Below are 14,519 nucleotides of genomic sequence, written 5' to 3'. Positions count from 1 at the left end.
TACCAGTATAGAGAAAGCAGTGGCCCGAAGATTCTTCGAGCCACTGCTTTTTTGCTGCAATATAAGCGACTCAAAACCGGGCCGCCAAAAGTCCCAAGTATTCTTTCAGTGCCAGTCCGGTACTTTGGAGAGCGCTACCCGAAGGGGCGAACTTCCCGGGATACATTGCCGTACCCCGGCTGGTAGTATAGTCTGTCGGATAGGCCTGCGGATCCAGTCCGGCCTTATGGAACTGTGCCATCGCCCGGGACATATGAAAGGCGGATGTTACCAGAATAGGCTGGCTGAAGCCCAGCTCCTTCATGAGTGCAGTGGTATTCACGGCATTCTGCTCCGTATTAAGGGACTGGTTCTCCGTTATAATGTCTGCATCCGGAATCCCGAGCCCAAGCAATTGCCGTTTCGCGGTATCGGCCTCGTTGCCGCTGTCGCTGAACACCTGTCCGCCGGAGAAAAGGACCGGTAGCCCGTTTAAGCGGTACAGCCGTACTCCGGTGAGCAGACGGTTAGCTGCTGAACCAAGCAGATTGCCTTCACCGTCGATATCGGGAGTGCCGGAGGTTGCGCCTCCTCCAAGCACTACAATAACATCGCCGGTAATTCGGGCCGGCTGCTCGTAATTATTCTCCAGGCTGCGGATCAGCGCGTCGCCTACCCAAGGAGTCATCGAGAGATAGAGCAGCAGCGTAACGGCAGACAACACCATGGCCTGGCGGCGGCTGCTGCGCCACAGCCAAATGACCATTGCGGCCAGTAGTACGACGAAGATCCCCGGCGGCAGAATGAAGCTGTAGGCAAATTTAATTAGATAAATCAGCAGGATCAACCGCCCTTTCCTTGGATATATAATCTCTAGCCGTATTGTACCATGAAGTAATTAGCAGGTGCTTCTGGATCTGGATGGCGGCAATCCGGTACGGCTGTTCATTTACAACATATTGAGCGGGTCTCTGTTAGTGGATTGAACTGTTTTGCGGTATTGCCGGGGAGTGACTCCTGTGATTTTTTTAAAGGCTGTGTTGAAGGAATCCATATCGCGGTAGCCGACAGACTCGGCAATCAGCGGGACCTTCTGCCTTGAAATCCGCAGCAGCTCACAGCTTTTCTGAATCCGCAGATACTGTAGGTAGGAGCCGTATGGCTGTCCGGTATGGGTGCGGAACATGCGCTGAAGATGTCTGACGCTCCATTTCGACATTTCCGAAAGAACGGCAAGTGTAAGCGTCCCGGAGAGATTGTGCTCCAGATAGTGGATAATCGCGGTAAAGTCAGAGCTCTCTGCCGCAGATTTGTCCATAGGAGCCAATTTCGTTCTGTATACTGTGACAATCAGTTCGCTCAGCAGGGCAATCAGCATGGTTGCGGAACCCTCCCCGTATCCGGAGCCTTCACGGTATAGACTCAGCATCAGGCGTTCGATGATCCCCTCTTCATCGAAAACGGAGAAGTAAGGTGAGTCGCTCCTGCCGAGACTTCCCAGATGCTCGCGGATGTGGGGCTCCTGCACAATAACGGAGAGACGGTCGACCATATGACCATCAAACAGGCAATTATAGACAATTAGGCGGTTGCCGTGGGCATCGGGCGTAGCAGGACGGAACACATGCGACACGCCTACCGGAATAACGAAGAGCATGCCTTTTTGCACGGGAAAAGTATCCTGTTCGATATGATGAAATCCCCGGCCTTCTGCTACATAACAATATTCAATAAAATCATGCGCATGAAAAGGAACGGCGAAGTCCTCCGTCGCGCGGTTGACCAGCAGATGCAATTGATTCTGCAGAAAAGTCTCGCTTGTGAACAGTTCGGCTTTTCGCTGCATTTGAAATCCTCCTCCTGAAAAATGGCCTGATTACCGGGAGGTTATGGCCTGAATGCCCGTTAATGTAAGCGGTAACGCAGCTATAATTATAAGGCAAAGATCGTTTTATAGCTAATAAGGGAGGAATCATACCTATGTTGTGGGTCACTAAACTCCGCTGCGAGTATAAGGAAAACCCGCTTGGCCTTGATGTGCCGGCACCAAGAATCAGCTGGCAGCTCCGCTCCGGCGGCTGGAACTGTTCACAATCGGCTTACCGGATTCAGCTTGCCCGGGATGCTGACTTCCAGCTGATCATCTGGGATTCTGCAAAAGTGCAGTCCGCACAGTCCGTGCATGTTGAATTGAAGACGCTGAAGCTGGAGGCCCGAACGCGGTATTATTATCGTGTTAAGGTATGGGATCAGGAAGGGATCGGGTCAGAATGGTCGGCAGAAACGGCTTATTTTGAAACGGGTCTGCTGGCTGCAAGGGAGTGGCAGGGGGATTGGATCAGCGCCCCAGCAGCTTGTTTTGCTCAGGATTCTGAGGTGTGTCCGCTGCTCCGTACATTCGTACAAGTCAATGGGACTGTAGTCAGGGCCAGAATATATGCTACCGCACTGGGATTATATGAATTGCAGCTGAACGGCAGCCGGGTGGGAGATCATTATTTCACACCAGGATGGACGAGTTATGGGAAGCGGCTGCAGTACCAGACCTATGATGTCACTAGTCAACTGCACGAAGGTGTGAATACACTGGGAGCACTGATTGGAAACGGATGGTATAAAGGCTATCTGGGATATAAACATGATAAAGAGATCTACGGTTCTGTAGCTGCCCTGCTGCTAGAAATGCACCTGTGGTATGAGGACGGCAGAGAGGAACGTTTTCTTACAGGCCCGCAGTGGCAGGCTGCGGAAAGTGCTGTACGGATGTCGGAGATTTATATGGGGGAACGGTATGATGCCCGCCTGGAGCGGGATATTATGGACCCGTCGCCGGATGGCTGGTATCCGGTAGAGCTTCATCAACATTCTAAGGAGATTATCACCGCCCAGGAAAATGTTCCGGTTACTAAGATCGAAAAGCTGCAGCCTATTGCCATACTTACAACACCGCACGGTGACACTGTCCTCGACATGGGCCAGAATATGGTCGGCTGGCTGAAGTTTACGGTTCAGGGAGAACGGGGCCGGACGGTTCAGCTTCAGCATGCGGAAATTCTGGACCGTGAGGGCAACTTCTACCGTGATAATATCCGTGCTGCCGAGCAGCTGATTTCTTATACGCTAAAAGGAGGAGCGGCAGAGACGTATGAACCGCATTTCACGTTCCAGGGGTTCCGTTATGTGAAGCTTACTGGGTTCCCGGAATCCGTCGGCCTGGGGGATTTCATAGGAATTGTACTGCACTCGGACATGGAGCGCACCGGCCAATTCGAATGTTCCGATCCGCTCGTGAATCAGCTGCATCATAATATCCTATGGGGCCAAAAGGGCAATTTCCTCGATGTGCCCACCGATTGTCCGCAGCGGGATGAACGGTTGGGATGGACCGGCGACGCCCAGATGTTTGTCCGTACCGCTTCTTATCTAATGAATACAGGACCGTTCTTCACGAAATGGCTGAGGGATTTGAAAGCGGACCAGCTGCCGGGTGGAGGCATCCCGTTCTATATTCCGAATCTCACGGATACGTTCTCGGAAGGCTGGGGCGATACTGAACACTCCTCTGCCGCCTGGGGGGATGCCGCAACGATTGTCCCGTGGACGATTTACGAAATGTATGGTGACCGGAGGCTGCTTGCCGAGCAGTACACCAGTATGAAACAATGGGTCGCCTATATTTACGGGGAAGGAGACAATCCGTATTTGTGGAATACCGGATTTCATTTCGGTGATTGGCTGGGTCTTGACTCCAAACCGGACAGCTATGTGGGGGCTACAGACCGGGATTACGTGGCTACCGCGTTCTATGCCTATTCCGTCGAGCTTACTTCCAAAGCGGCAGCCGTACTGGACTTGGCTGAGGAGGCTGCTTATTATCAGGAGCTGCATGGCAAAATTACCGAGGCTTTCCGCAGCGAATTCCTTACGCTTTCGGGGCGCCTTGCGGTCCCGACACAGACTGCACAGGTATTGGCGCTGCGTTTCGGGCTCGTTGATGGAGAGGCGAAGGAGCGGGCGGTCCATAAGCTTACCGGACTGCTGGCGGAGGCAGGAAATCATCTGACGACCGGCTTTGTCGGTACCCCGTATCTGAATCCCGTGCTCAGTGAATGCGGGGAGGGGGAGCTTGCGTATGAGCTGCTTTTTAAACAGGATTACCCGTCCTGGCTGTATCAGGTGACGAAAGGCGCAACAACGGTCTGGGAGCACTGGGACGGGATCAAAGAGGACGGCAGCTTTTGGAGCCCGGACATGAATTCATTTAACCATTATGCCTACGGAGCGATCGGTGAATGGCTGTACCGCTATGTTGCTGGAATAGGACCGGATGAAGCAGAGCCCGGGTTCAAGGTGATCCATATCAAGCCGCAGCCTGGCGCAGGCATGGATTTTGCACAGGCTGCGGTTGAGACGATGTATGGCCCAGTCTCGTCCTCCTGGAGACGTTCGGCAGACGGCGTGATGGAGATTGGGATTTCGATTCCGGCCAATGCCAGCGGAGTGGCAGTACTACCGGGAGCACAGCTGGAGGGACTGCAGGAGCAGGCGCTGACCGCCGGACAGGCGGCAGGGATCCTGGAGATGAAGGCGGTAAGCGGCGGAGTAGAATGTAAGCTGGGGTCAGGGAATTACATGTTCAAATACAATCTGCTGAACTGACGTAGTTGAATGAGCAAAGTCAGATTACTATAAACGCAGACGCAGAATATCTTAGTTAGAGCTGTTCCAGTGAATCGCAACAGATTCTGGACAGCTCTTTTTGCGTACGGAAATATGATTTGTAATCTCTGCATAACATATGTTACTGTTAACATATGATAAAACAATCGGAGTGAATGCAGATGTCGATCAACAATGCCATATTAGGCTTGCTGAGTAGCAGGCCGTTAAGCGGCTATGACTTGAAGAAACTTATCCAGGAATCCACGTTCATGTACTGGTCGGGCAACAATAACCAGATTTACAAAGCGCTGGTAGAGCTGTTGAACGAGGGGTATGTAACGAACGAAGTCCAGCATCAGGAGAGCTCACCTTCTAAGAAGATCTATACAATAACCGCTGCAGGGCAGCAGGAGCTCAGACGTTGGGTGCTGTCCTCCCCGGAGCAGCCGGAGGTCCGGAAGACCTTTCTCATCCAGCTAGCCTGGTGTAACGGGCTGGAGACGGATGAAATCCTTCGGATGCTTGCCGGCTACGAGCAGGAAATCCGCTCACTGATTCATCTGGAACAGGGGAAGGCAGCAAAGGGTGTTTATGCACCGGACAGAAGCCCGCGGGAAGCACTGATCTGGAGGATGATCGATGCCAATATCCTCTCTACCTACACCAGCGAGCTGCAATGGATCGGAGAGATCCGTGAGGCTATTATTCATGAAAATGAAAAGGAAGTGGATGCTGTGAATATTCAAGTAATTACCAAAGAAGACCAGCAGTACATTAACTACAGGTTAACGGACGGCAAGCTCAGCACAGAACAGGATATTCTGGATCTGGTCGGCGTCTGCATGGAGCATAATATTTATAAAGTGCTGCTTCATGAAGAGGTGCTCTCAGAGGACTTTTACAATCTGCGGACGGGGCTGGCCGGAACGGCATTGCAAAAATTCATCAACTACCGGATCACAGCAGCTGCTATTATTAACAGGGATCAGGCGGACAAGGGGAGATTCAAAGAGCTGCTGGCAGAGCTGAGCCAGGGTAATGCCTTTAGAATGTTCGCACTGGAAGCTGATGCGGAAGCGTGGCTGCTGCAAGTGTAATATAGAAATTGTTAATGGAGTGAGCCTATGGACATTCAGATCAGGGAACTGAAACACTTGGAGCAAGCCCGGAGCATAGAAATGGACAGCAGTTTTACCATTGATTCGATGCTGAACCTGACTATTAACGGTGGGCAGATAGGATATACAGTTACTGAGCTGGCCTGTTACCGGAAAAGTTATGAAGAACTGGCTGCCGGAGATTACGCGGAATATATCGGGAACCCCAATAAGAAGTGTTATTTGGCCTATGCGGGTGAGAGCATTGTGGGGCAGATTTTGTTGAAAAAACACTGGAACAAATACGGCTTTGTAGATTGTCTGAAAGTAGACAACGAATATAGGGGATTCGGCATCGGCAGGCAGCTGATCGGGCAGACCAAGCTATGGGCGGAGGCGGGCGGTATGCAGGGCCTCATGTTAGAAACGCAAAACAATAACGTCAGGGCATGCAAATTCTATGAAAGCTGCGGTTTTGTGATCGGCGGAGTTGATTATTTTCTCTACAAGGGTTTGCATCCGCAGACGAATGAAGCCGCAATTTACTGGTATCTGATTTTTGAATAGCAGGGTTAACAATAAGCATGGAACGGATCTTGATGATCAGTTCATGCTTTTTTTGTTTGCTGTCGATTATTATCAATAAAAACATGAAAAGATTTAGTTAAATAAAAAATTCTAATTGACTAATTGCTGATTATGCCATTAAAATAAAACCGTTCAAGCTGTTCTCACGATAATTGGTTCGTATTTATATAAAATAAACCAAAACTCGCTGGAGAACATTTTTTCAATTATTCAATGAAAGCGTTTTTATATCCGAGTTGCAAAGGGGGCTGCTGCGTACCAGAACTACAGCTTAGTTTCTTCTTAAACTACTCTTTAGAAACGGAGGATCTTATATTTTGAACAAAACAACTGGCAAGCTAACGGCTTCGCTCCTTGCGCTGCTGCTGCTCGTACCTTCGCCGATGATGGCGGCTTCCGGGACGGCGAACGAATCCGGCAAAACGGGACAGCTTACCCAAACCACGGTGTCTGACTATAAGGGACACTGGGCAGAGGCTGATTTTCAGTCATGGGTAGAGAACGGGCTAATCACGGGATATGGGAACGGCTTGTATAAACCGGATCAGAATATCACCCGCGCAGAGTGGGTTTCACTGGTCAACAGAGTATTCAATCTGCAAACTCTGAGCGGAAGCAGTTTTAGTGATGTTGCTGAAGGCAGTACTTATTATAGTGAGATTATGAAAGCGGTCTCTGCCGGGTATGTGTCGGGTTACAGCGATGGTACATTTCGTCCTGCCCAGACCGTAAGCCGCCAGGAAGCAGCTGTAATGCTGTACCGGCTGTTTCGGTTAGATGCTTCTTCGACTGCTGCCGCACCTAAAGATGCTGCGGATCTTCCGGAGTGGAGCAGGGAGGCCGTGCTTTCCTTGCTGGGCGACGGCTTCCTTAGCGGTTATGGGGATGGCAGCTTCAAAGGCTTACGTTCGGTAACCAGAGCAGAAGCGCTGCGCATGATCAGCAAGCTGTCCGGACAAATCATTCTAAAAAGCGGCAGCTATAACGGTCTAAATGCCCGGAACGTGGTGATCGGTGCTGCCGGAGTAGAGCTCAAGAACACCAGTATCGCGGGCAATCTGTATCTCACTGAGGGCATTGCTGAAGGTGATATTACACTCGATAATGTTAAGGTTGCGGGCAAAATCGTGGTGGCCGGCGGCGGGGAAAACAGCGTCGTCCTGAACAATTCAACGGCTGCTGTCTTAGTGGCAGACAAAAAGAACGGAAAGCTGCGTATTGCGGCTAAAGGCAGCAGTGCTGTGACAGATGTAAAGGTTCAGTCGGGTGTCAAACTTGAAGAAGATGCTGCGGCAACCGGAGCAGGCTTCAGTAAAGTGACTGTGGAACAGACACTGCCTACGGCTGCAGTCATTCAACTGAGCGGCAGTTTCGACTCGGTAATCATGAACGCACTCGGCGAGCCGACCTTGTACTTAAGCAAAGGCAAAATTGCTGAAATGACCCTGAACCGCAAGGCAGGCCTCCGCTTGGAAGCCGGAACAGAAATCATCAATCTGATTCCAAATGTGAGCGAAGCTATCAATGTTCAAGGCAGCGGAAAGGTGACGTACGACCAGAAGTACAGCTCCCTGATCAAGCTGGATACACCGGCGCCAACGGCAACAGCCACGGCTGCAGTAATCAGCGGCGCCACTGCGGTACCGACTGATGCACCGACTGCAACAGCCGCTCCAAGTGCGACAGCGACACCGACTGCAACAGCCGCTCCAAGTGCGACAGCAGCACCGTCTCCAACGGTTTCTCCGTCTCCGCTCCCTTCACCGGAGGCGACTGCGCCGGCGTTCAGCAACGTATCCGTGCATGACCCATCGGTCGTAAAGGACGGGGATACCTATTATGTCTTTGGTTCGCATATTGCAGCAGCCAAAACTAAGGATCTGATGAACTGGAGCACCTTCACTAACGGCTACACTACACCCGATAACGCGCTCTTCGGTGATCTGTCCGCGAATCTGGCGGAATCCTTCGCCTGGGCCGGGGAGAATGATTCGGACAGCAAAGGCGGCTTCTCCGTCTGGGCACCCGATGTGTTCTGGAATGCGGATTATGTGAACGGGGATGGAAGCAAAGGCGCTTATATGATGTATTATTGCACCTCTTCCACCTATATCCGCTCTGCTATCGGCTATGCCGTTTCGCAGACTATTGAAGGCCCATACGTCTACGGCGGAACTGTGCTGTATTCCGGATTCACCGCAGGCGAAGCCTATGATGCCAACAGTAAGGTCAACAAGAAGTGGACCAATACTAACATTCAGGCGCTGATTGACAACGGGACACTGGATGGCATGAATCCGGCCTGGTTCAATACGAACGGAACGTACAACAATAAAATGTACACCAACGCGATTGATCCGACCCTGTTCTATGACGAGGACGGCAAGCTGTGGATGACCTATGGATCATGGTCAGGCGGGATTTTTGTGCTGGAAGTAGATCCGGCTACCGGCGAGCCGAAGTATCCGGGAAAAGACGGCACGACGGCAGACGGCAGAATCATTGACCGTTATTTTGGAACGAAAATTTCCGGCGGTAATTTCAAATCGGGCGAAGGCCCATATGTAGTCTATGATAAGAATACGGACTATTACTATCTGTATGTGACTTACGGCGGACTTGCATCTGACGGCGGTTACAATATGCGCCTGTTCCGTTCCGTGAATCCGGACGGTCCATATAAGGATGCTACAGGCCAAGATGCTGTACTGGCGACCGATGAAGATCATTCGGCCATTGGTAATAAACTGCTGGGGAACTTCCTGTTCAGCAATCTGAACGGAGTGGCTGATTTCCCTACGTACGGCTATGTATCCTCAGGCCATAATTCAGTATATTATGACGAGGAAGAGGGTAAGTTCTTCAATTTCTTCCATACGAGATTCCCGCTGCGCGGCGAAACTCATGAGGTGCGGGTGCACCAGATGTTCATGAATGAAGATGCCTGGCCGGTTGTCGCACCACACCGCTATTCCGGCGAGACGCTGTCCAAGGTTAAGCGGGCCGATGTGGTCGGTGCGTATCAGTTTGTCAATCACGGCGAGGACACCTCGGCTAAGATTAAATCCACAGTTGACGTTGAGCTGCTTGAAGACGGTACCCTTGGCGGAGCGGTTAGCGGAACTTGGGAACTTACAGGTGATTATTATGCCCATCTGCTGATCGACGAAACGGACAATGGCAGCACTGTACAGAGACTTTACAAAGGCGTATTTGTGAAGCAATGGGATTCAACCCGGAAAGACAATGTTATGGTCTTTACAGCAATGTCCGACCAGGGCGTAGCGGTCTGGGGCAGTGCCATAGAGCTGCTGAGCGATGAAGAACTGGTCGTAAATGTGGCTAATAGCCTTACTCTGGGCGATACAAGTAAGGTCTACCGGGAACTGAAACTGCCGGTTTCCGGTGTACATGGAGCGGTTATCACTTGGGCCTCTTCCAATGAAGCTGTAGTTGCAGCAGACGGTAAAGTAACACGCCCGGCAGCGGGCAGCGGAAATGCATCGGTGCAGCTTACAGCCACTATCAAACTTGGCAAAGCGACGGAAACCAAGACCTTTACAGTAGTTGTAGTGCAGCTCAGCGGCACTCAGCTCGAAGACGGCCTGGTTGCAGCATATGATTTTGAAGGTAATCTGGCAGAGAGCGGTGACCGCCTGGCTGCAGGCGCAGTCACAGGCAAGCTGATTAACACTACAGATGGAAAAGTAAGCTATGTGGATGGGGAAGTCGGCCAGGCCGTTAAGCTGGATGGCAGCTCCGGCGTCCGCCTGCCGGACGGACTGATCAGCAGCAACGCGTATACAATCAGCCTGTGGCTGAATCCGGAGCAGCTGACAGCCTATACACCGGCGTTTTTCGGTGCCCAATCTTCAACGCAATGGATAAGTCTTCTGCCTTACGGCAATGGTGCAGCCACCACGCGGATGTGGTTCGGCAGTGATACCTGGCTGGACGCGGATACCGGTCTGCAGATTGAAGCCGGCAAGTGGTCGCATATCACGTTCACGTATGATGCCGGAGCAGTCAAGCTGTATGTGAACGGAGTACTGAAATATTCGGGCACATCCTATACAGATGTCTTCAAAGGAACGGATAGTGTGTTTGCACTTGGCGTCAATTATTGGGATATCCCTTATAAAGGTCTGATCGATCAGTTCCGGGTTTATGAGAAAGCGCTGACTCCGGAAGCCGTCGGCTGGCTCGTGAACGGTGAACCTGATGCGAATGTCAAGGTGAGTTCCATTTCATTTGCCGATACTGAGAAAAGTATAGCCACAGGCAATACCTTTACACCGCAGCCTGTGATCCTTCCGGGGAATGCCGGAAAACAGGCTCTGGCATGGACCTCAAGCGCACCGGAAATTGCAGAGGTGGATTCAGTAACAGGTGTGGTGACCGCGAAGGCAGTCGGTGAAGCGGTAATTACCGCAGCTTCCACAGATGGCAGCAGTGTAACTGCCGGCTATACAGTAAAGGTAACGGACGGGCTTGTCGCCGTATTCTCTTTTGACGGGGACTTGAAGGATTCCCTTCAGCTCGCCGGTGAAGGCAGAGTAACAGGTTCGCTAATCGACAGTACAACTGTTGGAAGTATCACCTACGGAACTGGAGTTTCGGGTCAAGCCGCATTATTGGACGGCTTGTCCGGTATCCGCCTGCCTGACGGCTTGATCAACAGCAATAGCTACTCCGTCTCCGTGTGGCTGAATCCTGAGCAGCTGACGAACTTTACGACAGCCTTCTTTGGGGCTAGCTCAAACAGCAGCTGGATCAGCCTTGTACCGCAGCTCGCTGATAAAGAAACGGTGTTATGGGCGAATGCGGCCTATCAAGCAAAAGCCGGATTCAAAATCGCTGAAAATCAATGGACGCATGTTGTTTTTACAGTCCATGACGGAACGGTTAAGCTGTATATCAACGGCGAAGAGAAGTTTTCAGGCATCGACTTCCCAAATATTTTCAAGAATAATAATGGGATCTTCACGTTGGGTGTGAATTACTGGGATACTCCTTATAAGGGTTTAATCGACGAGTTGAAGATTTACAACAATGTACTAACGAAGGAAAAAGTGCTGGCGGAATATCAACTATACGTTGAGTAAGATGAACTAATTATGCGATGTAGCAAAATGAATGACCTAAAGCGGAGCCGCAGGCTCCGCTTTTTTTACTGTTAACGTCATCACAGCCACTTTACCGCCCAATCCTCAACATGGCAGAGCGCAGCTCCAAGCTCCTGCCCTTTTTGTGTTAGCGAATATTCTGTGCGGACGGGCCTGTCCGGAATTACTGTTCGGCTGAGCAGACCACAGCCTTCAAGCTCCTTCAGGCGTTCATTCAGCATGCGTTTGCTTAAATCCGGGATGATGGTATGCAGCTCACTGAACCGCAGTGGCCCTTTCATCAGCACATGGATGATCAGATTCACCCATTTTTTTCCGACAATATGATAGGCATGCTCCACTTTGGCCAGTAACGGCCTAATCTCCTGGTTCACTCTGCATCCGCCCTCAAAAGTTATTATTAATACCCTACTTACTATAACATAGTTAAAACTTCGTGAAAATTAGTACTTTTCGTAAATGTCGAAATGAGGTTGACGAATGAATTTTACAGTCGTATGATGTGTTATATTAAAGTTTGCGAGTAATTATAAGTAACCTAATAAACATTAGATAATAACGGGAGGAATGAAAGTGGAATCATCAACATTTGTGCTTTTTGGCGCTACCGGAGATTTGGCTAAACGCAAAATTTATCCGGCTTTATATAATCTGTTCGCAGATGGCAAGCTTTCCGGTCCTCTCTCTGTGATTGGACTCGGCAGACGGGAGCTCAGCAATGAAACGTTCCAGGCGCAGGTGCTGGATTCACTGCGGACCTTTTCCCGTCATCCGGTAAAAGATTCAGCCGAGCTGCAGAAGTTTCTGCTGGCTTTTGAATATAGCGTGCTGGACGTGGGACGTCCGGAGGATTATACGAAGCTGCTGGGTCATGTGCGCCGCCGTGAAGAACAGCTGGACATTCCCGGTAACCGGATGTTTTATTTGTCTGTCGGTCCTGAATTCTTCGGTCCGATTGCCGGCAATATTGAGGCTAGCGGTCTTGGCGATACTACCGGCTGGAAACGCCTGATCATCGAGAAGCCCTTCGGCAGAGATTTGCAGTCGGCGCGCGAGCTGAATAACAGCCTGAATGCGGCCTTTAAAGAAGAAGAAATTTTCCGGATTGATCACTTCCTCGGTAAGCCGATGGTACAGAACCTGGAAGTCTTGAAGTATTCGAACCCTGTGCTCCGGGCATTATGGCAAAACCGTTATATCGCGAATGTCCAGATTACGGCTGCTGAGACTGTCGGCGTGGAAGAGCGGGCAGGCTATTATGACAAGGCAGGTGCGCTGCGCGACATGTTCCAGAATCATATGCTGCAGCTCCTGATGATGATGGCCATGCAGCTTCCTAAAGGCAGCACCCCTGAGGATGTCCGCAGCAAGAAGCGGCATGTGATCCAGTCCTTACGTCCGCTGCTGAAGGAAGAGGTCGCTCAGCATGTGGTGCGCGGACAATACGGCGCTGGGGAGATTAAAGGCAAAGAGGTCCCTGCCTATACTGCCGAACCGGGTATTGATGCATCCTCGCAGAATGAGACTTACATCGCCGCCCGCCTGTGGATTGATGATCCGATGTGGAATGAAGTGCCTTTTTATATCCGCACCGGCAAACGCATGAAAGAGAAATCGACCCGGATCGTTATAGAATTCAAGGAACCGTTTAATGATTTCCATAACAAAAACAGAGGGGAGGTCCCGATGGACCCGAACCTGCTGGTAATCGAAATCGGGCCCGGCGAAGGCATTTCACTGCAGCTGAATACCAAAAACCCGCGCCAGCACGGCCAGCTTGAGCCGGTCAGCATCAAACATGACTCGGCCAATCCGGACCTGCCGGAAGCCTATGAGAATCTGATTTATGATGCGCTGCTTGGGGATGCCACTTTCTTCGCCCATTGGGATGAAGTGGAGCTGTCCTGGCAATGGGTTCAGCCGATTATCGAGGCAACGGAAGAGGGAACGCTGCCGCTTCATACTTATGCTTCGGGTTCTTACGGACCGGACGCGGCGGATGAGCTGCTTGGAGAGGACCACTGGTGGCTCGATGAGGTAACGCCTGCGGAGCTGCCCAAGCAGAATCGTTTACGCGGATTTGAAGCTGATGTTATCCGGCCCGGAGCGTAACTTGTACCCTTTGTACTATTAACACTTGCCTATACAAAATACATTTCGGAGGGATATGTAATGAAAGTCGGATTGATCGGATTAGGAAAAATGGGCTTCAATCTGGGCCAGAACCTGCTGGATCATGGACATGAGGTTGTGGCGTATGACGTGAATGCTGCTGCCGTTGAAGAGATTGGAGCGAAGGGGGCTGCAGGGGCGGCTAATCTGGCTGAACTCGTAAGCAAGCTGGATACTCCGCGGATTACCTGGATTATGGTGCCGCATCAGTTTGTTGATTCAGTAATTACTGAGCTGACCCCGCTGCTGTCCAAAGGTGACATTATCATCGAGGCCGGGAACTCGCACTACAAGGAATCCATCCGCCGCCATGATGAACTTGAAAAATCAGGGATATACTTCCTGGACGCGGGCACCTCTGGCGGGATGGAAGGGGCACGGGGCGGCGCCTGCTACATGATCGGCGGAGACGAGGAAGCCTGGACGATTGCCGAGCCGCTGTTCCGTGATACCTCTGTGGACAACGGCTACCTGTATGCCGGCAAGTCCGGCAGCGGCCATTTCCTGAAGATGGTGCATAACGGGATTGAATACGGCATGATGGCCGCGATTGGGGAAGGCTTTGAGGTACTGGAGAAAAGCGGCTTTGACTTCAACTTCGAGCAGGTAGCCCGTGTGTGGAACAACGGGTCCGTTATCCGCTCGTGGCTGATGGAGCTAATGGAACGCGCCTTCTCGAAGGATGCCAAGCTGGACGAGATCAAAGGAATTATGCACTCCTCCGGAGAGGGCAGATGGACACTGGAAACTGCGTTTGATCTGCAGGCGGCTACACCGGTTATCGCAATGGCGCTGCTGATGCGCTATCGTTCGCTGGAGACCGACACTTTCACCGGCAAAGTGGTTGCCGCGCTGCGCAACGAGTTCGGCGGACATGCCGTGGAGACTAAATAAG

General features: G+C 51.3%; 9 protein-coding genes. 6 read left to right on the top strand and 3 right to left on the bottom strand.

Going from position 1 to position 14,519, the window contains the following annotated elements:
* Positions 1–70: 70 nt before the first annotated feature.
* Positions 71–817 carry a YdcF family protein gene (locus QU597_RS16405; protein WP_310833339.1) on the bottom strand — a complete coding sequence of 249 codons (747 nt, stop codon included), beginning with the start codon at positions 815–817 and terminating at the stop codon, positions 71–73.
* A gap of 111 nt (positions 818–928) precedes the next feature.
* On the bottom strand, positions 929–1,825 hold the full coding sequence (locus QU597_RS16400) for an AraC family transcriptional regulator (RefSeq protein WP_310828984.1): 897 nt from the start codon (positions 1,823–1,825) through the stop codon (positions 929–931).
* Between the two features lie 134 nt (positions 1,826–1,959).
* On the opposite strand from QU597_RS16400, the gene QU597_RS16395 reads away from it, so the two are divergent.
* The 4 genes from QU597_RS16395 (at position 1,960) to QU597_RS16380 (ending at position 11,431) form a co-directional block, all read left to right on the top strand.
* Positions 1,960–4,638 carry a family 78 glycoside hydrolase catalytic domain gene (locus QU597_RS16395; RefSeq protein WP_310828983.1) on the top strand — a complete coding sequence of 893 codons (2,679 nt, stop codon included), beginning with the start codon at positions 1,960–1,962 and terminating at the stop codon, positions 4,636–4,638.
* A gap of 182 nt (positions 4,639–4,820) precedes the next feature.
* Positions 4,821–5,738 carry a PadR family transcriptional regulator gene (locus QU597_RS16390; RefSeq protein WP_310828982.1) on the top strand — a complete coding sequence of 306 codons (918 nt, stop codon included), beginning with the start codon at positions 4,821–4,823 and terminating at the stop codon, positions 5,736–5,738.
* Positions 5,739–5,765: 27 nt separating this feature from the next.
* Entirely contained in the window at positions 5,766–6,305 is a 540-nt protein-coding gene (locus QU597_RS16385; RefSeq protein ID WP_310828981.1) for a GNAT family N-acetyltransferase, read from the top strand.
* A gap of 338 nt (positions 6,306–6,643) precedes the next feature.
* Complete coding sequence (locus tag QU597_RS16380; RefSeq protein WP_310828980.1) at positions 6,644–11,431, top strand: LamG-like jellyroll fold domain-containing protein; 4,788 nt, start codon at positions 6,644–6,646, stop codon at positions 11,429–11,431.
* Positions 11,432–11,511: 80 nt separating this feature from the next.
* Here the strand turns inward: QU597_RS16380 and QU597_RS16375 are convergent, their stop codons facing one another.
* Positions 11,512–11,826: a winged helix-turn-helix transcriptional regulator gene (locus QU597_RS16375; protein WP_310828979.1), complete on the bottom strand. Its 315-nt coding sequence runs from the start codon at positions 11,824–11,826 to the stop codon at positions 11,512–11,514.
* Between the two features lie 199 nt (positions 11,827–12,025).
* Between QU597_RS16375 and zwf the strand changes: the two genes are divergently transcribed.
* Both zwf and gnd read left to right on the top strand, forming a co-directional pair.
* Entirely contained in the window at positions 12,026–13,564 is a 1,539-nt protein-coding gene (gene zwf, locus QU597_RS16370) for a glucose-6-phosphate dehydrogenase (protein WP_310828978.1), read from the top strand.
* A gap of 60 nt (positions 13,565–13,624) precedes the next feature.
* A complete protein-coding gene (gnd, locus tag QU597_RS16365) occupies positions 13,625–14,518 on the top strand; it encodes a phosphogluconate dehydrogenase (NAD(+)-dependent, decarboxylating) (protein WP_310828977.1) in 894 nt (297 codons plus the stop codon).
* Position 14,519: the final 1 nt, after the last annotated feature.

The organism is Paenibacillus pedocola (assembly GCF_031599675.1).
Lineage (GTDB): Bacteria > Bacillota > Bacilli > Paenibacillales > Paenibacillaceae > Paenibacillus_AQ > Paenibacillus_AQ pedocola.
This window is presented reverse-complemented; position numbering and strand designations above follow the sequence as displayed.

Excerpts from the sequence above, each read along its gene's own strand:
- QU597_RS16400 (WP_310828984.1), bottom strand. The coding sequence starts at position 1,825 with ATGCAGCGAAAAGCCGAACTGTTCACAAGCGAGACTTTTCTGCAGAAT.
- QU597_RS16395 (WP_310828983.1), top strand. The coding sequence starts at position 1,960 with ATGTTGTGGGTCACTAAACTCCGCTGCGAGTATAAGGAAAACCCGCTT.
- QU597_RS16390 (WP_310828982.1), top strand. The coding sequence starts at position 4,821 with ATGTCGATCAACAATGCCATATTAGGCTTGCTGAGTAGCAGGCCGTTA.
- QU597_RS16385 (WP_310828981.1), top strand. The coding sequence starts at position 5,766 with ATGGACATTCAGATCAGGGAACTGAAACACTTGGAGCAAGCCCGGAGC.
- gnd (WP_310828977.1), top strand. The coding sequence starts at position 13,625 with ATGAAAGTCGGATTGATCGGATTAGGAAAAATGGGCTTCAATCTGGGC.